The sequence below is a fragment of the Pseudomonas sp. FP1742 genome, from assembly GCF_030687145.1.
Lineage (GTDB): Bacteria > Pseudomonadota > Gammaproteobacteria > Pseudomonadales > Pseudomonadaceae > Aquipseudomonas > Aquipseudomonas frederiksbergensis_D.
In genome coordinates this window covers 541,791-567,294 of record NZ_CP117460.1, presented here as the reverse complement: position 1 = coordinate 567,294, position 25,504 = coordinate 541,791, and the positions used below count along the sequence as shown (strand labels likewise).

Sequence of the window (25,504 nt, the reverse complement as noted above, 5' to 3'; positions counted from 1 at the left end):
TTGGCTCATACCGTGAAGACCGGCACAGAATTGCACCAGCGATCCTTGTACTCACGGTCGGTTCGACCAAAGGAAAACCGCAGGGGCTTATCCAACGCACGAGCATGTTCCCAGGCGCTTTGGGTATTGAGGAAGCTCAGCACGCTGCCTGGGCTGAATTCACGGGTCTGGGGATCGACACCGCCGTTGACGTATTCGACGCTGATCCATTGCGGCGCCTCGACGCGGTACACCAGTTGAGTCGCAATCGGTGCGTCGTTGAGGAAAATCACCGAGCCGATCAGCAACTCGCGCAACAACTCGATCACCTCGCCCATGCGCTCGGCACCGGTGGCCGGAAAGCCCCAGCGACGCTGAAACAGGTCGCAATAGATCGCTGCCAGTTCACCGCTGGAAAACTCGGCAACCGGCCGCACCACACCGCCCGCCTCTTCCAGCAGGCGCAATTCGCGGCGCTGGTTGTAGCGAAACTTCTTCGACAGCTCTTCAGGTGTCCGGGCCAACGCCAGTTGTTCGGCCTGCAGCTTGATACCGGTAAAACGACCTTCGCTCAGCGCCGACAGGTAACGCCCGCGATGGCGCAGCGGTGCCTGGGCATCAGCGGCGGCCGGCAGGATCAGTTCGGCATTGCCGAGATCGAACAGACCCTTTTTACCTGTGCGCTTGAGCACGTCCTTGGACAGCGCCAGGTCGCGTCCCCAGGTCGGGATGGCGGCTTTCACTTCGCCGTCCTGCTCCCAAGCCAGGTAGCGCACCGGGATGTCGGCCAACTGTGCCAGACGCTCGACCACCAGAGGATGCGTCGCGACACTGCCGCCAAAACGTTGCCAGGCTTGTGCATAAGTCGAGGCGTCGACTTGCACCCAGCCACGCTCGCGCCAGCCTTTAAATCGGTTGAGCATCAGCCCCTCGGTGCCAGTTCGGTAACGTGCGGCAAATGCCAGAAAGCTTCGCGCACCGCGCGATCGGAAAAGCGCTCGCGCAAGCGGTCGAACATCAGCTCGGCACACTGACGACGTTGCTGCTCGTCCATCGCGGCCAGATGCTGCAGCCCTTGCGCCAGGTGCCCGGCATCTCCCTGCGGAAACAGAATGCCCACGCCTTCGACCACTTCCCTGGCTCCGCCACACGCGCTGGCGAGCAACGGCACACCGGCGGCCATGGCCTCCAGCAACACCATGCCGAACGGCTCGTTATCAGAACTCAGGGCAAACACATCGAAAGCGCGGAAGTAACGTCGCGCCTCGGGCACCTGGCCGAGGAACAGCACGCGATCGCCAATACCCAGTTCACGCGCCAGGGCCTTGAGGTCCTGTTCCAGGCGACCACTGCCCAGGATCACCAACTGACTGTTGGCCGGCAACCCCGGCAATGCCTCGGCAAAACCATGCAGCAGCGTGGTCTGATCCTTGTCCGGATGCAGGCGCCCGACATTGCCGACAATCCAGGCATCCATCGACAGACCGAGGGTTTCCCGAGCCTCGCGGACCGATACCTGACTGGTCTGCAACGCAGATACGTCAATACGGTTATAGAGCGTCTGAATCCGCTCGACTGGCCATTTCGGCAAGCAACGACGCATGTCGTCACGCACCGCATCGGAGACCCCGAGCAGGCTCAGGCGCTTGCGGAATATGTGCGCGAACAGTTTGCGGGTGCCGCGCTGGTAATCGCCAAATGCGTGATGCACGCCAATGACCGGCAACGAAGTGCCGAGCAAGGCGATGTAGATCGGTTTGAAACGGTGAGCAATGCAGAAACTGAAATTGCGCGAGGCGGCGATCTTGCGCAGATCGCCGATGGCGCCCAGCTTCAGGCCACGAATGGCCTTGGAGCTGTATTCCATGAACAGCACTTCATCGGAAGCGCAGCTCGCGGCGACTTCGGCATCGGCAGCCCCGGTCAGAAACACCGTGGTCACTCGATAACCGGTCCCCGCGAACAGGCTGGCGTACTGCCGCGCGCAGTCCAGAAACGGCCCGTCATAGCCGTGACAGAACTGCAGCACATGGCGTTCAGCCGAGCGTGTCATAAGCGTCCGCACCTTCTTTGACCACCAGAATGTCTTCCATGATCAGGTACTGCAGGTCGGAGCCGAAGAACATATTCAAGGCATCGGTCGGCGAGCAGATCATCGGCTCGCCACGACGGTTGAGCGAGGTGTTCAGCGACACGCCGTTACCGGTCAGCACTTCCAGCGCCTTCATCATGTCGTAGTAGCGCGGGTTGTATTCGCGCTTGAGCACCTGGGCCCGAGACGTGCCGTCTTCATGGACGACTTCCGGCACGCGGGTTTTCCACTCTTCAGCCACTTCGAAGGTGAAAGTCATGAACGGTGCCGGGTGATCGATCTTGATCATCTGCGGTGCAACGGTGTCGAGCATCGACGGGCAGAAAGGCCTCCAGCGCTCGCGGAACTTGATTTGATGGTTGATGCGATCCGCCACACCGGCCACGCTCGGGCAGCCAATGATCGAACGACCGCCCAAGGCGCGCGGACCGAATTCCATGCGGCCCTGGAACCAGGCCACCGGGTTGCCATCGACCATGATTTTGGCGATCTGCTCCGGCATGTTGTCGAGCTTGCGCCACTTCGGTTTGTCGGCGTGACGGGCGCAGGCCGCGATCACGTCTTCGTTGCTGTAGGACGGGCCAAGGTAGACGTGTTCCATCTTCTCGACCGGTACACCACGGGCGTGGGACACGTAAGCCGCCGCGCCGACCGCGGTACCGGCATCGCCGGAAGCAGGCTGGACGAACAGCTCTTTGATGTCGTCGCGGGCGATGATTTTCTGGTTCAGCTTGACGTTCAACGCACAACCACCGGCGAAGGCCAGCTTGCCGGTTTCCTTGAGCACATCGCCCAGGTAGTGGTCGATCATCTGCAACGCCAGTTTCTCGAACAGCGCTTGCATGCTCGCGGCGTAGTGAATGTAAGGCTCGTCGGCGATGTCGCCTTCGCGTTTCGGACCCAGCCACTCGATCAGCTTCGGCGAGAAGTAGAAACCCTTGCCCTTCTCTTTATAACGACGCAGGCCGATGACGTTGGCGTAGTCGGTGTTGATCACCAGCTCGCCGTTCTCGAACGAGGCCAGACGGGAGAAATCGTATTTGCTGGCATCGCCGTAAGGCGCCATGCCCATGACCTTGAATTCACCGTCGAGCATCTCGAAACCGAGGAACTCGGTGATCGCGCCGTACAGGCCGCCGAGGGAGTCCGGATCGAAGAATTCCTTGATCTTGTGAATTTTGCCGTTTTCGCCATAGCCGAAGAAGGTCGTAGCGTACTCGCCCTTGCCGTCGATCCCCAGGATCGCGGTTTTCTCTTTGAAACCGGAGCAGTGATAAGCACTGGAGGCGTGGGCCAGGTGGTGCTCGACCGGCTCGATCTTGATTTTCTTCGGATCGAAGCCCAGTTGCTCGAGGCACCAGACAATCTTGTTGCGATAGCGCTTGTAGCGACGGTTGCCCATCAGGATCGCGTCGAGGGCGCGGTCCGGGGCGTACCAGTAACGCTTGGCGTAGTGCCAGCGAGCTTTGCCGAACAGGCTGATCGGCGCGAACGGAATCGCCACCACATCAACGTCGGATGGCTTGATTCCCGCCTGTTCAAGGCAGAACTTCGCCGATTCGTAAGGCATGCGGTTCTTTGCATGTTTATCGCGCACGAAGCGCTCTTCTTCAGCCGCCGCGACCAGCTTGCCGTCGATATACAAGGCTGCGGAAGGATCATGGCTAAGGGCGCCGGACAGGCCAAGAATCGTCAATGCCACAGGGGTCTAGCCTCTTTAGTCTGCATGCAGGCGCAACGCGCCTCAGAAATTAATGTGTCCTCGCAAGGGGCGAGAGACAGCTAAAGGGCGGGATTATAGCAAGGAATGTTAGTCAGGCTGACATTGGTTTGAACGCATCGGCGCAGAGTGAAAGACCTGCGCGCTTATAACGAATCAGCATAGCGTCAGCCATCAAGATCGTTCGTTCAATCTAAATAACTGTTACTTATGTCAGTAGCCAGCCCCCCTCCTTCCGCGCAATGTATTCACACACCCCACAGAAACAAGGAGCAGCATGTGATGGTGGAGATACCAGGCGATCACGTAGTGGGCTTTTCCCATACCCCTCACTCAAAAACATTGGCGCCTCGCACTGGCGGAACCCTTGGCCCACCTGTTCTGGGCTATAGAACCGTGCACACGGGGCTGCCCCGGTACTTTTGGGGGGCAGACAAATGGGGGGTTATTTTGCCGATGGAGGTGGCAAAGGATTTGCGGACCTTCGTACTGATCAACACCCGCAAGTCGGATGAAGGCGCCAATGCTGTCGTCAACTGGACTGCCATGGATGGCTCTGCCTCCCATGACTTCAAACCTGTTCCGATCACCGATCCCGGGAATGATCAACCGCTCGAATTCACTGCCGATGAAATCGAAAGGTTTATCGGCAAGAAGGTAAAAATCAGCTACACAATCGTGCTGAATGGCAACGAAACCGGCTCCCCCGTGCTAGAGGCAGAAGTGGTGCCTGAGCTGAAATACCCGCGGGCCATTGTCGAAGGACTGATCGGCAACGTACTCCCGATCTCTGACTACCCCAGCGGTCTGACAACGAGCGTACCGCTCATAGAGAATTTGCGCGAATACAACGCCTCGTCCCTCAGGTGGACTGTGACGATCAATTCCGAACAGATTTTCCAACACGTGGAAACTGTCCCCGCACCCCGACCGACCGAGCCCTTCATATTCATGATCCCGCCTCACGCCTATATGCCCTATGCAGGATGCACGTGCAGCGTCCAATACATCATTTGGCTAGGAGCCGAAGGAGACCCGGACTTGCAATGGAATACACGGCCTGTCCAGTTCGCACTCAACTAGATTCTGGCTGACAAGAGCGACTACACCCGTCAATTACACATAGCCGTGCTTTCTATGACGGGCTGGACGCTCTCTCCCTGCTTAGCCACGACCTGGCCGCCAGTAAATCCGCAAATTGCCGTCCGTTGCCTGCCGGTAAATCGTGTACGGCAAGACAACGGTGTCCAGTACACCGGACAAGGTCAAATCCAGCAATACGAATGGAACCAGAATCCCGGTGGGATCAGGCGGCGCATGCAGAAGGCAAAAGTCGTGAGCCAGACCGCTATAGATACGAGGGATGGACTGGCAGTAGGTCTTTTGTTTCCTGAGGCTACGGGCGGCCTCTTCATCGTCCTGCAGCACCGTAACAGAGGTTCCGCAGCCGGATAGCGCCAATGAGAAAGTGCTCAGCAATACAGCCATTTTTATCGTCAAAGTCTGCCCTCCGAAAACCTCAGGCAAACTAGCATCGTGGCTATTCAGGGCACAGTTCATGGCCTCTGCAGATCATGTAGGACGATTCACAAGAACTTGTCCGCCAGATCTCGGGAGACTGATCTGGCACCATCGCGGGCAAGCGCGCTCCCACAGGTTCGGCGCTAACCTTGCGGGAGCGGACTTGCCCGCGACAGGGTCGACGACCCGATTCAGGCAGCGCTGGAGATATCTTTGGGCAGACGCTGATCAATCACACGATACAGCGCACTGCTCTCGGGCCAGTTGCGCATGAACCGCGCCCGATCCCGCGCATACGCTGGAGCGAAGCTGCTGAGTGAGCCATGCTGGCACAGCGAATCCAGATCGATCAGCGCCCAACGATCCTCCTGCCAGAACAGGTTATGGCCCTTGAAATCGCCATGACTGATCCGTTCGCGAATCAGCTCGGCAAACAGGTGATCCAGCGCCTGCAATTCAGCCTCTGGCGCCTCTCCACTTTTTACGTACGGCGCGAAGCGCTCGATGATGTCGGGCCCCGGCAAATACTCGGTCACCAGGTACGCCTGGCCACGCAGCCAGAGAAAACGCTTCTCCAGCAACGCCAACGGCTTGGGTGTGGCGATGCCCAGGAACGCCAGGCGATTGCCTTCACACCATGAGTGCCATGCGCGGCTCGGGCGCCAGAAACGTTTGAGCCAGTGAGCAAAGCCCTTGATGTTGTAACGCTTGACCACCAACGCGCGCCCGGCCACCTCGACCTTGCCGACACTCGCCGCGCCACCGGTCTTGTACAGGTGCCCCTGATCGAGCAAGGCATCGGCGCGCGCCAGCACCGGCAGCATCGCGGCCTCTTCCTCACGGCGAATCGCCCGCAAACCGAACGCTCCACGCTGGACGCTGAACAACGTGCATTCGCGACCGACCTTGATCAGGAAGTCCTTCAAACGCCAGCGGCGGACCTTGTCGATCTGCTTCTGCAACGCCTCCATCGGCAAGGCATGCTCGCCGTTACTCAGCAGGTAATACACCAGCAACTCTTCGGTGAAGGGTTCCAGCGCTTTGGGCAACTGGGCAAAAAACACCCCGAGGTTTTCCAGGACTTTGTGCTGCGACAGTGGCTTGCCGGCCGTCTCGGCACAGATCCCGGCGCCATCGATCAAATACAGCTGGCCGCCATGGCGCAGCAGGTTGTCCAGGTGCAGGTCTTCCTGCCACAGGCCCTTGCTATGCAGTTGCCCGATGGCGCCCAAGGCCTCGGCCAGCACTGTGGATTGTTCATCCGCCAACGCGGGCAAGTGCTCGACCTGTTTCCAGGCATCCCCCAGACTCTCGGCGCCCTCCAGGAAGTCGAACAGCAGCCAGCCGCCCTCGCCGTCCTTGAGGCCATCAGCCAATAACAACGGCGTGGTCAGCCCTTGAGCGGCAAGCAAACGCACACCGTCCAGCTCACGTTGAAAATGCCGCGCCGCTTTGCTACCGACCAGCAACTTGGCCAACACTGGCCGACCGCGCCAGACACCGGCGCCCACATAACGCTGCCCCGGCAATACCCGCAGCAGATTCAGCAACTGCAACTCGGCAGGCCCTGCGGCATCGGCCAGTGGAATGCTCAGTGGCAGGCTCGGACTGCGGCCGGCGTTTTTCAGTTCGGACAAACGCATCAACGCGTCTCCTTATGACTGCGCCGCGCGGTCAGCCGCGACACCCAGCGGTCCACCCGCAAACTGTTCAATGGCTGCTCCAGATAAACCGCCAGCAGCTCGTGCAGCTGACTTTCTCTCCATTCCGGCGCCCGACGCAGCAGCGGCTCCAGATCCCTGACCCGATCACGCCGGCCGAACAGCAGTGGACGGGTTTTTTCCAGATCGATCAGCTGAGCCCGATAACCATCACCGGTGGCCTTGAGAAAAATATGCTTGGGATAAAAGCAACCGTGGACCTGACGCACACCGTGCAGGCGCAGCGCCAATTGTCCGCAGGCCTTGAGAATCGCCGAATGCTGCGCAGCGCTCAGGTCCGACCAGCGCTGCAACAGCGAATCCAGATCATCCCAACCATCGAGTGCACGGGTCAGCAGAATCGCCCGGACTTCGCCCTCGACCTTGCGCTTACCGAAGAACGCAGCCTGCAGCGCCGGAATACCCAGTTTCCGATAACGACGGATGTTGCGAAACTCCCGGGCAAAACTCGGCTCGCCCAAGGGCGAATGCAAGGTACGCGTCAGGTAGTTGCTTTGGCGTTTGAGGTAATAACCATGACCTTCCAGATCCAGTCGAAACACACTGCTCCAACCACCCCGACCGGTGTTGGGCTCATCCACTGCTTCGAGCTGTTTAGCCCAAAGCGTGTCGAAGGTGCCGAGGCCATGACGCTCAAGCAGCGCGCGGTCTTCAGCAGCCAGAAAATCAGTCATTCGCGCCCCTCAAAAAATCTCACCACATGCCGAATACGTTTCTTGTCCGCGGCATTGAGCCGGGCGCATTGGCGGTATTGCAGGTAAAAGCGCAGGCGCTGGGTGGCCGACAAGTGATACTTGGCAACCTTGTCCAGGCAAGCCAGGTCTTTGGTAATGCGGTATTTGAGCCAGAAGCCGTGCCAGAAATCGCCGTTGGGGCAATCGATCAGGAACAGCCGGGCTTCATCGTCGACCAACAGGTTGCGCCACTTCAAATCGTTATGAGTAAAACGGTTGTCGTGCATGGTCCGGGTGTAACCGGCCAATTGGCGACTGATGGTATCGACCCAGGCGCGGTCCGCCAGTTTCGGATCATGCCGGTTAGCCAGGGCCGACAAGTCTTCGGTATGCGGCAGTTCGCGGGTGATCATCGCCCCCCGCACGTACGCCGCGCCGCGCCGCTCCAGCCCCCAGGCCACCACTTCGGCGGTGGGAATGCCCCACTTGGCGAAACGCTTGAGGTTCTGCCACTCGGCTTTGACCCGGGGTTTGCCCAGGTACCGGCGCAGGCCTTTGCCGGCACTGACGTAGCGTTTGACGTAATAGTTGACGCCATTGCGCTGAACACGAATGACATCGGACAGTGGATCGCGGGTCACTTGCTCACCGTTGAGGGCAAACACCGCATCAAGACTGCCGAAATCTTCTGCCAGATCGCTATACGCCGGCTCCAGCTTCCAGCCCGGCATCAGAGCGCATCCCCGTAGCGCTGTTTACGCTCGTAGAGCTTGTTGGCCTTGCCTTCGAGCCATGCCAGCAACCCGGCTTCTTCAGCCAGAATCTGACGCAGCGGCTGCTGGAAATACCCTTTGAGGAAACGCAACTTGTCGCGACGGGTCAGGCCAATGTCCAGGGCCGAAAAATACAGCGCCGCCAGGTCCTTGTTGCGCCAGCGTCGGGTAATCGTCGGGCGGGTCTGGGCGCGGTGCAGATCGATCACCGAGAGCTTGAAGTCCTCGGCTGTCACTGGCTTGTCGGTGTGCAGCAGGAAGTGGCAGATGTAGCAATCGCGGTGGTTGACCCCGGCGCGGTGCATCATGCCGGTCATGCGCGCGACTTCGGCGATCAGGGCGCGCTTGAGCTTGGGCTCGGGCGGGTGCTTGACCCAGTCGATGCTGAAATCTTCAAGGCTGACGGTGGGCGCCAGTTCTTCGGTGACGATGAACGAATGCTGGTCTGCCGGGTTGCTGCCCTTTTCGCCGTAGGCGACGGCGGTCATGGTCGGCACACCGACTTCCTGCAGGCGTTGAATGGCCTTCCACTCCTGACCCGCGCCAAGCACCGGCAGCTTGGCGGTCAGCAGGTTCTTGAAGATCTCGCCCCAGCCGATGCCACGGTGGATCTTCACGAAAAACCCGTGGCCGTCCACTTCAGTACGCAGTGTCCGGCGTGCTTCAAGCTCGCGGTACACCTCGCCCTTAAGGCCCTCGACTTCGACGAACGGGTCGCGTCCGGCCCAGAGGCTCTTGAACGGTTCAGCCAGCATCAACTTCATTAAGCGTGCTCCGCCAGAATCACATCGGCCGCGTGTTGCGGCATGCTGTAGAGGTCGGCCGTCCCGGCGAAGGCCAGACCGTTGCGGCTACAGGCCGCCCGTGCATCGACGTCGTTCAACATGCCGGTCAGGTACTGAGTCAGTTGCGCCTGATCGAAGGGTTCGTCCAGCACCAGGCCGGCGTCGGCCTCGGCGATGTAATGAGCGTACCCACACACCGCGCTCACCAGCACCGGCAACCCGGCCACCAGCGCCTCGAGCAATACAGTCCCGGTGTTTTCGTTGTACGCCGGGTGGATCAACAGATCGGCACCGAGCAGGAAACGCGGGATATCGCTGCGGCCCTTGAGGAACTGCACGTTGTCGCCGAGCCCCAATGTGGCGCTCTGCAATTGGAATACTTTGGGGTCGTCCTGGCCAATTACAAACAGCCGGGTGCGTTTTTTCAACTCGGCGGGTAATGCGGCCAGCGCCTTGAGGCTGCGGTCGACACCTTTGGTCTTGAACCCGGAACCGATCTGCACCAGCAGCAGCTCATCGTCCTTCAGGTTGAATTCGGCGCGGAACCCGGCGCGAATTTCATCCGCGTTCGCAGGGCGACGACGGTCCTGGGCGATGCCCGGTGGCAGCAGATGGAAGCGTGCAAGCGGCGTGTCGTAATGCTTGATGAACAACGGCTGCTGGACTTCGGAAATCATCAGCACTTCGGTCTTGGCATCTTTGGCAAACACCGCGCGCTCGTACTCGGCGAAATGCCGGTAGCGGCCCCAGCGACGGTACAACGAGTTGCGCAGGTTTTGCGCCTTGTCTTCGAAGCAGCCGTCGGCGGCGTAGTAAACGTCCAGGCCCGGCATTTTGTTGAAACCGATCAGCCGGTCCACCGGACGCCTGGCCAGATCGGCCTCCATCCATTCGGTGAGTTTCTCGTTACGCCGATGATTGAAGAACGCCTTGACCGGCGCCACCAACACTTCGAACCCTGGCGGGACGTCGCCTTCCCAGATCAACGTGTAGACACGAATCTGATGGCCGCGCTGCTGGCATTCAAGGGCGATGCGCATGAAGTCGCGCTGCAAGCCGCCAAAGGGAAAGTACTTGTACAGGACAAATGCCAATTGCATCAGCGCAGCTCCTCAGCCAGTAACAACGTGCTCAGTCGGCTCGCGACACGCTCGGGATTCAGACGCGTGAAGCACAGGGGCCACTCGCGTTTCAGGTCGAACCGACGGGCATCGTCGGCCGTCGGTTGATAGGTGCATTTCTTTTGCAGGCACGGTGCGCAAGGAAAGTCGCTGGCCATGTGAATCTGCGATTTGCCGTAAGCACCGGTCAGGCCCGGATTGGTCGGACCGAACAGCGACAGGGTCGGCACGTCCAGCGCCGCAGCCAGGTGACCGAGGCCGGTGTCCACCGCCACACAGGCTTGCGCCCCGGCCAGGACTTTGCCAACACCCGCCAGGTTGAGCTTGGGTAGCACCTCGACGTGTTTCATGTCTTTGGCGATGCGCTCGGCGCGGGCCTTTTCGACCGGGTTGCCCCACGGCAGCTTTACCGCCACACCGAGATAGCCCACCCGTTCGGCCAGCTCGCGCCAATAAGCTTCAGGCCAGTGCTTGGTGTCCCAGGTGGTGCCGTGGAGAAACACCACGTACGGATTCTTGCGCGGCAGCTCCACCAGCCGTTCGACGTTCAGACCATAGTCGCCCAGCCCTTTGGGCAAGTCGTAACCCAGGGCCAACGCGAACAACTGACGCACTCGTTCAACCGCGTGCTGCCCACGGGCCACGGCCAGACGTCGGGAATAGAAGCGCGCGGCGATCGGCTCACGGGCCGAGTTTTTGTCCAGCCCGGCTACCGGGGCTTTGGCATAGCGAGTCAGCAACGCGCTTTTCAGCAGGCCCTGGGCATCGATCACCAGGTCGTATTTCGTTGCGCGCACACTTTGCTTGAAACGCTTCCACTCGCCACTCTTGATGGTCTGCCAGATGTTCTTGCGCCAGCGACGGATCGCTACCGGAATCACCTTGCCCACGGCCGGATGCCAGGTCGGGATCTCGGCGAAGCCTTCTTCCACCACCCAGTCGAATGTAATGCCGGGAATTGCCCGCGCCGCATCGGTCAATGCGGGCAACGCGTGAATCACGTCGCCCAGCGAAGAAGTCTTGATCAACAGTACCCGCAAACTATTTGACCTCGACCACAGTGCCCAGCAACCGCTGCAAGGCTTCGTTCACTGCTTGCGGCATGAGCTGACGCAAGCAGTTGTAATGACCGAAACGGCAGGTGCGATCGAAACACGGACTGCATTCGATGCCCAGGCGCACGATCTCGACGTGTTCGGCCAGCGGCGGCGTGAAGCCCGGCGACGTCGAGCCGTACACCGCCACCAGCGGGCGGTTCAGCGCGGCGGCCACGTGCATCAGGCCGGAGTCGTTGGAGACCACCGCGTCGGCGCAGGACAGCAGATCGATGGCCTCGGCCAGGGAAGTGCCGCCGCTGAGGTTCACCGACTCTTCACGCAGCCCCGGAATCAGCCGAGCACGGATGTCTTCACCCACCGCGTGATCATTTTTTGAGCCGAACAGCCAGACCTGCCAGCCTTCACGAATCCTTGCTTCAGCAACCTTGGCGTAATGCTCGGATGGCCAGCGCTTGGACTCACCGAACTCGGCGCCGGGACACAGTGCCAACACCGGACGGTCGAGGGCCAGACCGAACTTGGCCAGCGCGGCGTCGCGCGTCACCGGGTCGATCCGCAGGCTCGGCCGTGGATACGGCTTCGGCAAATCAGCGCCGGGTTCATGGGCCAGGGCCATGAAGCGCTCGATCATCAGCGGGTAACGTTCTTTGTCGAGCGTGCGCACGTCATTGAGCAGGCCATAGCGGAACTCGCCGCGCCAGCCGGTACGCTTGGCGATGCCGGCAAAAAACGGCACCAGTGCCGACTTCAGGGAGTTGGGCAGCAGGATGGCCTGGTCGTATTGTCCGGCCAGGGATTTGCCGATGCGCCGACGCGTCGCCAGTTCCAGCACGCCGTGGCCGAGCGGGAAGCTCAAGGCCTGACGTACTTCGGGCATGCGCTCGAGGATGGGCCGGCTCCACTCAGGGGCCAGCACGTCGATTTCGCACTGCGGGTGGCGTTGCTTGAGACACTGAAAAAGTGTCTGCGCCATCACCATGTCACCGACCCAACTGGGCCCAACGATCAGAATTTTCATGTGGTTTCCAAAAACGAACCGGGGAGGCATACGCCTCCCCGCCTCGAGAATCACTGTGGAAGTCTGTTTGACCGCGATGGGATCATCACCTTCGACATTATCGTCGACTGTCACTCCGCTATCGCGAGCAAGCTCGCTCCCACATTGGGTATTGGTGCACATCCAGTGCGGTACAGCTTAGCGCGCTGCCTGCTGCCTTCAATCCAAAAAACACTGCAGCTCTAATGTGGGAGCGGGCTTGCTCGCGAAGAGGCCGTCACATTCAGCAAAAATGGTGACTGACACTCCTCTTTCGCGAGCAAGTCGAATCGTCGCACCGCCGCTCCCACATTTGAATCTCGTTGCCTGTTCAGCTTAGCCCCAACTCACGCCAGATCCGCATGACCTGCCGTCGTTCATCCACGAACTGGTCGCCCGGTATCACGCCGGAGTCCTTCTGCAAGGCCTCCCGGTGAGCGGCGGAGCGGTAGGCCTTATAGGCCTCGCGCAACAGGCTGGCGTCTTCGGCGGGTATCAACCCTTGCGCCTCCAACCCTTCCAGAATGCGGATATTGTCGGTATAGCGCAGCAAGGACGGATGTGCTTCAGACCACGCCAGAGCCGCGTATTGCACCATAAATTCAATATCGACGATACCTCCGGCGTCCTGCTTGAGGTCGAACGGCGCCGTGGCCTCGAAGGCATTTGCCGCGGTGCCCGCCGCAGTGCTCTTGCTGCCCAGATTATCGCGCATCTTGGCACGCATCTCGCTGACCTCCTGGCGCAAGGTCGGAAGATCCCGCGATTTGGCCAATACCGCCGCGCGAACCTTCTCGAATGCCTGGCCGACATCCTGACTGCCCACCAGCACCCGCGCCCGCACCAGCGCCTGATGTTCCCAGGTCCAGGCTTCGTTTTCCTGATAACGGGCAAACGCCCCCAATGAACTCACCAGCAAACCGGAAGCACCGGACGGCCGCAGGCGCATGTCCACTTCATACAGCTGACCGGAGTTGGTCTGGGCCGTCAGCAAGTGAATGATCCGCTGCCCGAGCCGGGTGAAGAACTGTGCGCCATCGATCGGTTTCGGGCCGTCGGTTTCCGCTTGCGGATCCGCGTCATGAATGAATACCAGGTCCAGGTCTGAACTGTGCCCCAGTTCCAGACCGCCGACTTTCCCGTAACCGACAATAATGAATCCAGGGTCGCACAAGCTGCCGTCGGTGCGCAGCGGCGTACCGTACTTGGCCACCGTCTGGCGCCAGGCCAGGGCCAGCACTTGTTCGAGGATCGCTTCGGCAAGCCAGGTCAGGTAATCGCTGACCTTCATCAACGGCAAGCTGCCGGCGATTTCCGAAGCGGCGACGCGCAAGCGGTGCGCCAGTTTAAAATGCCGCAGGGCTTCCATTTGTTGTTCGAGGTCGTCCTCGGGAATCCGGGTCAGACGCTCACGCAACTCGGCCGCCAGTTCCGGCGCCAGCGGCGGCTTGAACAACCGGCCTTCGTTGAGCAATTCGTCGAGCAGCAACGGGAAACGCGTGATTTGTTCGGCAATCCACGGGCTCGCCGCGCACAGTGTCAGCAGACGGCGTAGTGCGCCGGGGTTTTCGGTCAGCAGCACCAGATAGGCGGAACGCCGCGCCACTGCTTCAACCAGTGGCAGCACCCGCTCCAGCACCAGATCGGGATTGGCATGCTCCACGGCCTGAGCCAGCAAGCGCGGAATAAAGGCATCGAGGCGTTCCCGCCCCAGGCGCTGCATGGCACGCAATTGCGGGCTGCCGCGCAAACTGGCCAATGCTTTCAGCGCCTTGGCGGCATCGGTGAAACCGCCCTCCTGGAGCTGGCGACACGCGGCTTCTTCGTCCTGGGCTTCCTCCCACAGCGGCAGCCACTCCCCGCCGACCACCACTTCGTTCTCGGTGCCTTCTTCATCAGGATCGGCGATCACCTGACCGAAGTGCCAGGCCACCCGGCCACGCCAGTACATCAGCTGTTCGTGGAACGCCGTCCAATTGGCAAACCCAAGCATAAAGGCAATGCGCGCCTGGTCCTGTGCACCATCGGGCAACATCTGGGTCTGGCGGTCGGCAATTGCCTGGATCGCGTGTTCGGTGTAACGCAGGAACTCATAGCCTTGGCGCAGTTCGCTGACCACCGCCGGCGGCAGGTAGCCCTGCCCTTCCAGGGTGCTCAGCACTTTTAATAGAGGACGTTGCTGCAGGCTCAGGTCGCGGCCACCGTGAATCAGCTGGAAGGCCTGGGCAATAAATTCGACTTCACGGATGCCGCCAGAACCGAGCTTGATGTTATCGGCCATGCCCTTGCGCCGGACTTCCTGCTGGATCAGCTGCTTCATGGTGCGCAGCGCTTCGATGGCCGAGAAGTCCAGGTAACGCCGATAAACGAACGGCCGCAGCATGTCGAGCAACTGGGCGCCGGCCACTTGATCGCCGGCCACTACCCGCGCCTTGATCATCGCGTAGCGTTCCCAATCACGGCCTTGATCCTGGTAATACTGTTCCAGCGCATTGAAGCTCAGCACCAGAGCGCCGGACGAACCGTAAGGCCGCAGGCGCATATCGACGCGGAACACGAAACCATCGACGGTCATCGGGTCCAGGGCCTTGATCAGACGCTGACCGAGGCGAATGAAAAACTCCTGGTTATCCAGCGAGCGCTTCACGCCGACGGTTTCGCCGCCTTCGGGGTAGGCAAAGATCAGGTCGATGTCCGATGACAGATTCAGCTCCACCGCGCCGAGCTTGCCCATGCCGAGGATGACCATCTGCTGCGGCTCGCCGCTGCGCCGCCCGGTGGGCACACCGAACTGCTGGCAATGCCGCGAGTACAACCACTGATAGGCCTGATCGATGCTGGCATCGGCCATGTCCGAGAGGTCGCGACAGGTCTGGACCAGGTCAGCCTGGCGGGTCAGGTCGCGCCAGATGATCCGCACTTGCTGGCGGGCGCGCTGGCGGCGCAGGGCGCGGCCAAGTTGGTCGTCGGTTTCGGCGGCGCTCACCGCCGTCGCAATCTGCGCGCACAACTCGCCCGGCGCCAGGGGGCGATCCAGTTCGCCGGACTGCACCAGTTCCAGCAACATCAAAGGGTCACGCAGGCTCTGTTCAATCACAAAGTCGCTGGCAGCGGTAACGCGGGCAAATTGCGCCCAACGCTCGGGTGTCCAGGTAGCCAGCCCATGATCGTCGGGAAGAACCCCGACGGTCGTACGGAACGACTGCTCGGCACGGGTGACAAATGGCAGGAGGCCGTCGGGCAGTTCTACAAGCGAAGGCAGGCTCATGGTCTATCCTTGATCGGCGTGCGAAGGGCTGCATGTAGTGATTCGTGAAAACGCGCTACGTGATCAACTGTCGAACAAAGGTTAGAAATAGCTGATATTTCTTTATTTTTAGCAGCAATCATCAAGCTTCCACCTTTTTTGGTTGGAAAAAGACCAACCTTAACGATTATTCTCACAACGTAGCCGGAGGCCACAAGCCAATCATCTGTAGTTTTACTACTCGTCTATACATTCGAAAGGCTGAAATGCCCGATGATTTGTAGTAAAACTACACGCCGCCGGAACCTACCTCTCGGCAATCCAAGAATTTATATCGTCTGCCCACAAGGCCAGTCGCAAACTCAGGCAACCGATTCTGGAAGCCTTTCCGCCCTGGAGCAAGCCATGCAAGACCTCGATCCCGTCGAAACCCAGGAATGGCTGGACGCCCTGGAATCGGTTCTCGACAAAGAAGGCGAAGACCGTGCTCACTATCTGATGACCCGTATGGGCGAACTCGCAACCCGCAGCGGTTCGCAATTGCCTTACGCCATCACCACGCCATACCGCAATACCATTCCCGTTACCCACGAAGCACGCATGCCTGGCGACCTGTTCATGGAACGCCGCATTCGCTCGCTGGTACGCTGGAACGCGATGGCCATGGTGATGCGCACGAACCTGAAAGATTCTGACCTGGGCGGTCACATCTCCAGCTTCGCCTCCAGCGCAACCCTGTACGACATCGGCTTCAACTATTTCTTCCAGGCCCCGACCGACGAACACGGCGGCGACCTGATCTACTTCCAGGGTCACACCTCGCCAGGCGTTTACGCCCGTGCGTTCATGGAAGGCCGCATCACCGAAGAACAAATGAACAACTTCCGCCAGGAAGTCGACGGTCAGGGCTTGTCGTCCTACCCGCACCCTTGGCTGATGCCTGACTTCTGGCAGTTCCCGACCGTATCCATGGGTCTGGGTCCGATCCAGGCGATCTACCAGGCACGCTTCATGAAGTACCTGGAAGCCCGTGGCTTCATCCCGGAAGGCAAGCAGAAAGTCTGGTGCTTCCTGGGCGACGGCGAGTGCGACGAACCGGAATCCCTGGGCGCCATTTCGCTGGCCGGCCGCGAGAAGCTCGACAACCTGATCTTCGTCATCAACTGCAACCTGCAGCGCCTCGACGGCCCGGTTCGCGGCAACGGCAAGATCATCCAGGAACTCGAAGGCGTGTTCCGCGGTGCTCAGTGGAACGTGACCAAAGTCATCTGGGGCCGTTTCTGGGACCCACTGCTGGCCAAAGACGTCGACGGCATCCTGCAACGCCGCATGGACGAAGTCATCGACGGCGAGTACCAGAACTACAAAGCCAAAGACGGCGCGTTCGTGCGTGAACACTTCTTCAACTCGCCAGAACTCAAGGCGATGGTTGCAGACTTGTCCGACGACGAGATCTGGAAACTCAACCGTGGCGGCCACGACCCGTACAAGGTCTACGCGGCGTACCACGAAGCGGTCAACCACAAAGAACAGCCAACCGTCATCCTGGCCAAGACCATCAAGGGTTATGGCACCGGTGCCGGCGAAGCGAAAAACACTGCGCACAACACCAAGAAAGTCGATGTCGACAGCCTGAAGTTGTTCCGCGATCGCTTCGACATCCCGGTCAAAGACGAAGAACTGGAAAACCTGCCGTTCTTCAAACCAGAGCCAAACAGCGCCGAAGCCCGCTACCTGAGCGAGCGCCGTACTGCACTGGGCGGTTTCGTGCCACAGCGTCGCGCACAGAGCTTCAGCGTACCGACCCCGTCGCTGGACACCCTCAAGGCCATTCTTGATGGCTCGGGCGACCGTGAAATTTCCACCACCATGGCGTTCGTGCGGATCCTCGCGCAACTGGTCAAGGACAAGGAAATCGGCCCACGCATCGTTCCGATCATCCCGGACGAAGCCCGTACCTTCGGTATGGAAGGCATGTTCCGTCAGTTGGGCATCTACTCCTCCGTCGGCCAGCTCTACGAGCCGGTCGATAAAGACCAGGTGATGTTCTACAAAGAAGACAAAAAGGGCCAGATCCTCGAAGAAGGCATCAACGAAGCAGGCGCCATGAGCTCCTTCATCGCGGCCGGTACTTCGTACTCCAGCCACAACCAGCCGATGCTGCCGTTCTACATCTTCTACTCGATGTTCGGCTTCCAGCGTATTGGCGACCTGGCCTGGGCCGCCGGTGACAGCCGTACCCGTGGCTTCCTGATCGGCGGCACCGCCGGCCGTACCACCCTGAACGGTGAAGGCCTGCAACACGAAGACGGTCACAGCCACATCCTGGCTGCCACCATCCCGAACTGCCGCACCTACGATCCAACCTACGGCTACGAGCTGGCGGTGATCATTCAGGACGGCATGAAGAAGATGACCGAAGAGCAACAGGACGTCTTCTACTACATCACCGTGATGAACGAGTCCTACCAGCAGCCAGCCATGCCGGCCGGTGCCGAAGAAGGCATCAAGAAAGGCATGTACCTGCTCGAGGAAGACACCCGCGAAGCGGCGCACCACGTGCAGCTGATGGGCTCCGGCACCATCCTGCGTGAAGTCCGTGAAGCGGCGAAGATCCTGCGTGAACAGTTCAACGTCGGCGCCGACGTGTGGAGCGTTACCAGCTTCAACGAACTGCGTCGCGATGGCCTGGCCGTTGAGCGTACCAACCGTCTGCACCCTGGCCAGAAGCCTAAGCTGAGCTATGTCGAAGAATGCCTGAACGGCCGTAAAGGTCCGGTCATCGCCTCTACCGACTACATGAAGCTGTTCGCTGAACAAATTCGTCAGTGGGTCCCGTCCAAGGAATTCAAAGTCCTGGGCACCGATGGTTTCGGCCGCAGTGACAGCCGCAGGAAGCTGCGTCACTTCTTCGAAGTCGACCGTCATTTCGTGGTGTTGGCAGCCCTGGAAGCCTTGGCTGACCGTGGTGACATCGAACCTAAAGTGGTGGCTGAAGCCATCGCCAAGTTCGGTATCAACCCGGAAAAACGCAACCCACTGGACTGCTGAGGAGACACTCTGTGAGCGAACTCATTCGCGTACCTGACATCGGCAGCGGTGAAGGTGAAGTAATTGAACTGTTTGTGAAGGTCGGCGACCGTATCGAAGCCGACCAGAGCATCCTGACGCTGGAATCGGACAAGGCGAGCATGGAAGTGCCTGCGCCGAAGGCCGGCATCATCAAAAGTCTGAAAGTGAAGCTGGGCGATCGCCTGAAAGAAGGCGACGAACTGCTGGAGCTGGAAGTCGAAGGTGCCGCTGCGCCAGCCCCTGCGGCTGCTGCGCCAGCTGCCAAAGCCGAAGCCAAACCGGCTGCCGCACCTGCGCCGGCGGCGCCTGCTGCCGCGCCGGCGGCTGCCAGCATTCAGCAAGTGCACGTGCCGGACATCGGTTCGTCGGGCAAGGCCCAGATCATCGAGATCCAGGTCAAGGTCGGCGACACCGTCGAGGCTGATCAGTCGCTGATCACCCTGGAATCCGACAAGGCCAGCATGGAAATCCCTTCGCCCGCCGCTGGCGTGGTCAAGGCCATCAGCGTCAAGCTCAACGACGAAGTCGGCACGGGCGACCTGATTCTGGATCTGGAAGTGGCGGGTGCTGCGGCCCCTGCTGCTGCCGCTCCTGCCCAGGCTGCTGCGCCTGCTGCCGCTGCTCCGGCGCCAGCCGCCGCGGCTCCGGCAGCACCGGTTGCCGACAGCGTTCAGGACATTCACGTCCCGGACATCGGTTCGGCGGGCAAGGCCAAGATCATCGAAGTACTGGTCAAGGCTGGCGACACTGTTGCCGCCGATCAGTCGCTGATCACCCTGGAATCCGACAAGGCGAGCATGGAAATCCCATCGCCTGCCGCTGGCGTGGTGGAAAGCGTTTCCATCAAGCTGGATGACGAAGTCGGTACCGGCGACCTGATCCTGAAGCTGAAAGTCAAAGGCGCGGCACCTGCTGCAGCCCCGGCTCCGGCTGCCGCTGCTGCGCCGAGTGCTCCAGCGCCTGCCGCTGCTGCTCCGGCTGCCGCCGCTCCCGCTGCTGCCCCGGCTGCTGCTCCTGCCAAGCCTGGTGCGAAAGTTCATGCCGGCCCTGCCGTGCGTCAACTGGCCCGCGAGTTCGGCGTCGAGCTGAGCGCTGTCGGCGCCAGCGGTCCACACGGTCGCATCCTGAAGGAAGACGTTCAGGTTTACGTCAAGGCCATGATGCAGAAGGCCAAGGAAGCTCCGGCCGCTGCGGCTGGCGCAACCGGCGGCGCGGGCATCCCGCCGATTCCGGTCGTGGACTTCAGCCGCTTCGGCGAAATCGAAGAAGTGCCGATGACCCGCCTGATGCAGGTCGGCGCCGCCAACCTGCACCGCAGCTGGCTGAACGTGCCACACGTGACGCAATTCGACTCGGCGGATATCACCGAGCTGGAAGCGTTCCGTAACGCCCAGAAAGCCGTTGCAGAGAAGGCCGGCGTCAAGCTGACCATCCTGCCGCTGCTGCTCAAGTCCTGCGCACACCTGCTCAAGGAACTGCCGGACTTCAACAGCTCGCTGGCTCCAAGCGGCAAAGCGATCATCCGCAAGAAATACGTAAACATCGGCTTCGCCGTCGACACCCCGGATGGCCTGCTGGTACCGGTCATCAAGAACGTCGACCAGAAGAGCCTTCTGCAGCTGGCCGCCGAGGCTGCTTCCCTGGCTGAAAAAGCCCGGACCAAGAAGCTTTCGTCGGACGAAATGCAAGGCGCCTGCTTCACCATTTCCAGCCTCGGCCACATTGGCGGCACCGGCTTCACGCCGATCGTCAACGCGCCGGAAGTGGCGATCCTCGGTGTTTCCAAGGCAACCATCCAGCCAGTCTGGGACGGCAAAGCCTTCCAGCCGAAACTGATGCTGCCACTGTCACTGTCCTACGATCACCGTGTGATCAACGGCGCCGCTGCTGCACGCTTCACCAAGCGTCTGAGCGATCTGCTGGCGGACATCCGCACCATCCTGCTGTAACACCGACTGGCCCTCCCTGACCGGAGGGCCAATCGCGTTCCACGTTTTCCGAGCGCCACGCTCGTACCTCAACCCCGTCGATTTGGCGGGGCTTTTTTTTGCCTTGAAGAAACCGCTTACTCCTACACCCGAGGCTTACATTGCCTACAACCCAAGTCCACTTCCGCCCGATATTTTTTGCGACTCAGTAACTAGGCTTAGTTGCGGAAACTTTCAACATAAACTTCAACCAATCAATCTGCTTAGTTAGCATTACTTCGAACGGATTCGAACATGTTCAAACCCACTATCGGCCCGATTATTGGCCACACCACAACTAACCACGCCCGTATTTTCTTGCGCGGCGAAATACAGGACGATGCCTTGGTATTTGCAGGCATCCGTTATCGACGCACCGGTGAGCAATACTGGTCCAAAGGCATATTTGCAAAACTGACCGTCTTGCGCGACATGTCCGATGTGATTGCACTCAACGATCTGGCCACCGACACCGACTATGAATACCAGGCAGGCTGGTTCAGCCCCATGAACCCGGTGCATACCGTGGAGACGGTTCAGGAACTGCCGCTGCAATGGCCCCGGGAGATTTACCGCTTTCGCACGCAGTCCAGCAAAACCACCCAGCCACGGGCCTATGTCGTCGGCTCATGCCGTTACCTGCGATTGACCGCCGGCATTGCATTGGCGCCGCAGCGGGGCGACCGGATTTTTGCCTCGATCAACGACCTGGCGGAACGCGCCGAACCGCCCATCAGCGCCATGCTGATGACTGGCGACCAGATTTACGTCGATGACCTGAACCTCGTGGCCCCCGACCGGGAATACACGGACATCCTCAAAAAGTACCGCACAGCCTTTTCGCAGCCTCATATTTCCAGGTTAATGTCGGGCATTGCGACTTATATGATCCTCGACGACCATGAAATTGAAGACAACTGGCCCGCCAATAAAAGCAAGGACGATAATCACTTATATAAAAATGCCATTGCAGCGTATGAGTTATATCAAGCCAGTCACAGCCCCGCGCATAAACTACTGGCCAATGGGCAAGTAAGTAAAAGACTGGACCAGTATTGGTATCAGTTCTCCGAGGGCGATATCGAATGGTTTGTCACTGACAGCCGAACCCGGCGCAATCTGTCGGCCAGCGACCGGCGCATCCTTGATGAAGAGCAGGAACAGGCGCTGTGCAAATGGCTGATCAACAGCACGGCCCGGGTCAAATTCGTGGTCACCAGCGTCATGTTCTACCCCGACCGCAAACTTAACGGCGATGACGCCTGGAAAGCCTTCCCGGAGCAACGGCTACGACTGCTGGAGACCATTCGTACACGCGGGATCAAGAACGTCTTGTTCATTTCCGGCGATGTCCATGGCTCCCTCACCAGTCGCCTGACCCACAGCGAGGACCCGGATTTCGAAGTCCACACCATCGTGTCTTCACCGTTGTGCAACAGCAAATTGCTGCCGTACGCCAAGGCCTCGACCTTTATCCTCGATCAAGCCCTGGCCCGAACAGCGGCGGGGGACTATCGGCATGAACTGACCAGCGGGGTAATCAGCCAGGACAACTTCGCGCATCTGATCGTCGAGGCCGAGCAGGTTCGCGTCAATTATCACGATCGGGACGGCAAGCCATTGCAGTCGATCAGCATCAAATTACGTTGACCCTTGGAAAAGATCGCAATCTTCGGGCTGCGATCTTTTGACTCACAACATTACTTTCAGGCGCCTCGCTGGAGAAATCTTCGCGCCTGCCGACATATTCTTATAGCACTTGGCCTTCATGTCTCTTGTCAGTCGGTGTCGCAATGATGCAACCTTGCCGCAGGCAACAGTAAAGAGGGCGAGAGCCCGGCGCGATCAGCATATTCGAAGCGAGTTTCCCTCAATGAAAAGCCAACCCGATGCCGCCAGCCGTATGGTGGCCGAGGTAGTGACGCAGTTGCCTGTGCCCTCGCGGCTCGGCATGCTGCGTTTCGAACGGCTGAATGAACCGAGCTGGGCGCTGCTGTTTCTCGATCCCAATTGTGAACGGCAGTTCGGCCTGCCGGCGGTAGAGCTCTGTGCTCTGGTCGGCTCACCCTACGCCAGCCTGATGGAGCCCGAGGCGCGCTATCAACTGCACGACACAATCCAGCAACAGCTCACCGAAAACCCGCATTACCTGGTCCGCTACACCTTGCACACCGCCGCCGGCGTTCTGAGCCTGCTGGAATTGGGCGAAGCCTACAAACAACACAATCGACACTTGCTGCGCGGCTACCTGATGGTGGTCGACGGCCTGTTCGACGGCGAACCGTTGCTGCCGGCGCTGGATCTGGAAACCCAGAACTCACGCCTGCAAATCGCCCTGGAACTCAATCAACGTGCCCAGCAGGAACAACTGCAGCATCTGGACCGGGTGCGCGCCCAGCAAGACCTGATCCTGCTGCTGACCCGCCAGCGCTACAGCACCAACAATTCCCTGCAAGAAGCCGCCGAACTGATCACCCGCAGCGCCTGCGATATCTATGAAATCGACTGCGCCAGCCTGTGGAACCTCGACGGCTCGCTACTGACACCGATCTCGGCCTATCACCGCGCCACCCGGAATCACCAGCTGCCGGAGCCGATCGACGCCAGTGGTTTTCCCGATTACCTCGAGGCCTTGCACACCGGCCGCGCCATCGACGCCCACAACGCCATGCGCGACCCGCGCACCCGGGAAATCGCCGAGCACCTGCGCCCGCGCGACGTCAACGCCATGCTCGACGCCAGCATCCGCGTCGATGGCCAGGTGGTCGGCGTGCTCTGCCTGGAACAGATCGGGGCGACCCGCGCCTGGCAGTCGGACGAAATCGCCTTCGCCGGCGAACTGGCGGACCAGTTTGCCCAAGTCATCAACAACCACAACCGCCGCACCGCCACCAGCGCCCTGCACCTGTTCCAGCGTGCAGTGGAGCAAAGCGCCAACGCCTTTCTGCTGGTCAATTGCGACGGCGTGGTGGAGTACGTCAACCCAAGCTTCACCGCGATCACCCAGTACACCACCGAGGAAGTCCACGGCCAGCGGCTGTCGGAACTGCCGGCGCTGGAAAATCTCAGCGAACTGCTGTTCGATGCCCCGTCGGCGCTGGCCAAGAGCAACAGCTGGCAGGGCGAGTTCAAGAGCCGGCGTAAAAACCTCGAACCCTACTGGGGCCAGTTGTCGATTTCCAAGGTGTACGGCGACAACCGTGAGCTGACCCACTACATCGGCATCTACGAAGACATCACCCAGACCAAGCTCGCCCAGCAACGCATCGAGCGCCTGGCTTACACCGATAACCTGACCAACCTCGGCAACCGTCCGGCGTTCATCCGCAACCTCGACGAACGCTTCGCCCGAGACAGCGATACGCCAATCAGCCTGCTGCTGGTGGACATCGACAACTTCAAGCGGATCAACGACAGCCTCGGCCACCAGACCGGCGACAAACTGCTGATCAGCCTGGCCCGGCGCCTGCGCAACAGCCTGAGTTCGAGCGGCAGTCTGGCGCGCTTTGCCAGTAACGAATTCGCGGTGCTGCTGGACGACACTGACCTCTCGGCAGGCCAGCAGGTTGCCAACCAATTGCTGGCAACCCTCGACAAACCGATGTTCGTCGACAACCAGTTGATCAGCGTCACCGGCTCCGTGGGCCTGGCCTGCGCGCCGCTGCACGGTCGCGACCCGCAAACGCTGATGCGTAACGCCGGCCTGGCGCTGCACAAGGCCAAGGCCAACGGTAAACACCAGGTGCAAGTGTTCACCGAAGCACTGAATGCCGAGGCCAGCTACAAACTGTTCGTCGAAAACAACCTGCGCCGCGCCCTGACCCAGAACGAACTGGACGTGTTCTACCAGCCCAAGCTGTGCCTGCGCAGCGGTCGCTTGCTGGGCATGGAAGCGCTGTTGCGCTGGAACCATCCGGAAAAGGGCATGATCCGCCCGGACCAGTTCATCAGCGTGGCCGAAGAAACCGGGCTGATCATCCCGATCGGCAAATGGATCGCCCGCCAGGCCTGCCGCATGAGCAAGGATTTGACCGCCGCCGGCCTCGGCAACCTGCAAGTGGCAATCAACCTGTCGCCCAAGCAGTTCTCCGACCCGGACCTGGTGGCGTCCATCGCCAACATCCTCAAGGAAGAAGCGCTGCCGGCAAACCTGCTGGAGCTGGAACTGACCGAAGGCCTGCTGCTGGAAGCCACCGAAGACACGCACTTGCAGCTCGATCAGCTCAAGCGTCTGGGCCTGACCCTGGCGATGGACGACTTCGGCACCGGTTACTCGTCGCTCAGTTACTTGAAAAAATTCCCGATCGACATCATCAAGATCGATCGCAGCTTCATCCACGAAATCCCGGACAACCAGGACGACATGGAAATCACCTCCGCCGTGATCGCCATGGCCCACAACCTGAAACTCAAGGTCGTGGCTGAAGGCATCGAGACTGCCGAGCAACTGGCTTTCCTGCGCCGCCACCGCTGCGACGTCGGCCAGGGCTACCTGTTCGACCGTCCGATCCCGGGTTCGGAGCTGATCGAAAAGCTCAAACGTTATCCGCGCGGCCCACTCGTCTGACGGCAGTGTCGCAAAACCTGTGGGAGCGGTCTTGCTCGCGAAGGCGGCGTGACAGTCGGCGTCAATGTTGTGAGATGTACCGCGTTCGCGAGCAAGCCCACTCCCACAGGGATAGTGCTTAACTGGTCGGCATTAGGCACACTTGTAGTCTGTCTACTTATATTCCAACCT

The 25,504-nt window shown here is 60.1% G+C and carries 17 protein-coding genes; 5 read left to right on the top strand and 12 right to left on the bottom strand.

What is annotated here, in order from left to right:
- Positions 1 to 5: 5 nt before the first annotated feature.
- Genes PSH64_RS02470 through PSH64_RS02460 form a run of 3 tightly spaced genes read right to left on the bottom strand, consistent with a single transcriptional unit; the run spans position 6 to position 3,773 of the window.
- Positions 6 to 902: an antimicrobial resistance protein Mig-14 gene (locus PSH64_RS02470; RefSeq protein WP_105340521.1), complete on the bottom strand. Its 897-nt coding sequence runs from the start codon at positions 900 to 902 to the stop codon at positions 6 to 8.
- On the bottom strand, positions 902 to 2,032 hold the full coding sequence (locus tag PSH64_RS02465) for a glycosyltransferase (protein ID WP_105340522.1): 1,131 nt from the start codon (positions 2,030 to 2,032) through the stop codon (positions 902 to 904). The genes PSH64_RS02470 and PSH64_RS02465 overlap by 1 nt, the downstream gene beginning before the upstream one ends.
- Positions 2,016 to 3,773 (bottom strand): carbamoyltransferase, encoded by a 1,758-nt coding sequence (locus PSH64_RS02460; RefSeq protein WP_105340523.1) that lies wholly within the window; start codon positions 3,771 to 3,773, stop codon positions 2,016 to 2,018. Before PSH64_RS02460 ends, PSH64_RS02465 begins: the two co-directional genes overlap by 17 nt.
- A gap of 297 nt (positions 3,774 to 4,070) precedes the next feature.
- Here PSH64_RS02460 and PSH64_RS02455 point away from each other — a divergent pair, with 297 nt between their 5' ends.
- Positions 4,071 to 4,874, top strand: coding sequence for a hypothetical protein (locus PSH64_RS02455; RefSeq protein ID WP_146114666.1), 804 nt, complete (start codon positions 4,071 to 4,073; stop codon positions 4,872 to 4,874).
- Between the two features lie 81 nt (positions 4,875 to 4,955).
- On the opposite strand, the gene PSH64_RS02450 is transcribed toward PSH64_RS02455, so the two are convergent.
- The 9 genes from PSH64_RS02450 to glnE all read right to left on the bottom strand — a co-directional run bounded on the left by PSH64_RS02450 (position 4,956) and on the right by glnE (position 15,748).
- Complete coding sequence (locus PSH64_RS02450) at positions 4,956 to 5,291, bottom strand: YceK/YidQ family lipoprotein (protein WP_105340656.1); 336 nt, start codon at positions 5,289 to 5,291, stop codon at positions 4,956 to 4,958.
- Positions 5,292 to 5,503: 212 nt separating this feature from the next.
- On the bottom strand, positions 5,504 to 6,955 hold the full coding sequence (locus PSH64_RS02445) for a lipopolysaccharide kinase InaA family protein (RefSeq protein ID WP_305479824.1): 1,452 nt from the start codon (positions 6,953 to 6,955) through the stop codon (positions 5,504 to 5,506).
- A complete protein-coding gene (locus PSH64_RS02440) occupies positions 6,955 to 7,707 on the bottom strand; it encodes a lipopolysaccharide kinase InaA family protein (protein ID WP_105340526.1) in 753 nt (250 codons plus the stop codon). Before PSH64_RS02440 ends, PSH64_RS02445 begins: the two co-directional genes overlap by 1 nt.
- A complete protein-coding gene (locus PSH64_RS02435; protein WP_105340527.1) occupies positions 7,704 to 8,438 on the bottom strand; it encodes a lipopolysaccharide kinase InaA family protein in 735 nt (244 codons plus the stop codon). The genes PSH64_RS02440 and PSH64_RS02435 overlap by 4 nt, the downstream gene beginning before the upstream one ends.
- A complete protein-coding gene (gene rfaP / locus PSH64_RS02430; RefSeq protein ID WP_105340528.1) occupies positions 8,438 to 9,244 on the bottom strand; it encodes a lipopolysaccharide core heptose(I) kinase RfaP in 807 nt (268 codons plus the stop codon). The genes PSH64_RS02435 and rfaP overlap by 1 nt, the downstream gene beginning before the upstream one ends.
- Positions 9,244 to 10,365: a glycosyltransferase family 4 protein gene (locus PSH64_RS02425; protein ID WP_305479823.1), complete on the bottom strand. Its 1,122-nt coding sequence runs from the start codon at positions 10,363 to 10,365 to the stop codon at positions 9,244 to 9,246. Before PSH64_RS02425 ends, rfaP begins: the two co-directional genes overlap by 1 nt.
- Positions 10,365 to 11,426: a lipopolysaccharide heptosyltransferase I gene (gene waaC, locus PSH64_RS02420; RefSeq protein ID WP_105340530.1), complete on the bottom strand. Its 1,062-nt coding sequence runs from the start codon at positions 11,424 to 11,426 to the stop codon at positions 10,365 to 10,367. Before waaC ends, PSH64_RS02425 begins: the two co-directional genes overlap by 1 nt.
- 1 nt (position 11,427) lies before the next feature.
- Positions 11,428 to 12,462, bottom strand: coding sequence for a lipopolysaccharide heptosyltransferase II (gene waaF, locus PSH64_RS02415; RefSeq protein ID WP_305479822.1), 1,035 nt, complete (start codon positions 12,460 to 12,462; stop codon positions 11,428 to 11,430).
- 349 nt (positions 12,463 to 12,811) lie between these two features.
- A complete protein-coding gene (gene glnE, locus PSH64_RS02410) occupies positions 12,812 to 15,748 on the bottom strand; it encodes a bifunctional [glutamate--ammonia ligase]-adenylyl-L-tyrosine phosphorylase/[glutamate--ammonia-ligase] adenylyltransferase (RefSeq protein WP_305479821.1) in 2,937 nt (978 codons plus the stop codon).
- A 384-nt stretch (positions 15,749 to 16,132) separates the two neighbouring features.
- Here glnE and aceE point away from each other — a divergent pair, with 384 nt between their 5' ends.
- The 4 genes from aceE to PSH64_RS02390 all read left to right on the top strand — a co-directional run bounded on the left by aceE (position 16,133) and on the right by PSH64_RS02390 (position 25,333).
- Positions 16,133 to 18,778 carry a pyruvate dehydrogenase (acetyl-transferring), homodimeric type gene (gene aceE / locus PSH64_RS02405; RefSeq protein WP_105340533.1) on the top strand — a complete coding sequence of 882 codons (2,646 nt, stop codon included), beginning with the start codon at positions 16,133 to 16,135 and terminating at the stop codon, positions 18,776 to 18,778.
- Positions 18,779 to 18,789: 11 nt separating this feature from the next.
- Positions 18,790 to 20,748, top strand: a complete 1,959-nt coding sequence (aceF, locus tag PSH64_RS02400) for a dihydrolipoyllysine-residue acetyltransferase (protein ID WP_305479820.1) — start codon at positions 18,790 to 18,792, stop codon at positions 20,746 to 20,748.
- A gap of 273 nt (positions 20,749 to 21,021) precedes the next feature.
- Positions 21,022 to 22,416 carry an alkaline phosphatase D family protein gene (locus PSH64_RS02395; protein ID WP_305479819.1) on the top strand — a complete coding sequence of 465 codons (1,395 nt, stop codon included), beginning with the start codon at positions 21,022 to 21,024 and terminating at the stop codon, positions 22,414 to 22,416.
- Between the two features lie 223 nt (positions 22,417 to 22,639).
- Positions 22,640 to 25,333, top strand: a complete 2,694-nt coding sequence (locus tag PSH64_RS02390) for a bifunctional diguanylate cyclase/phosphodiesterase (protein ID WP_305479818.1) — start codon at positions 22,640 to 22,642, stop codon at positions 25,331 to 25,333.
- Positions 25,334 to 25,504 lie beyond the last annotated feature (171 nt).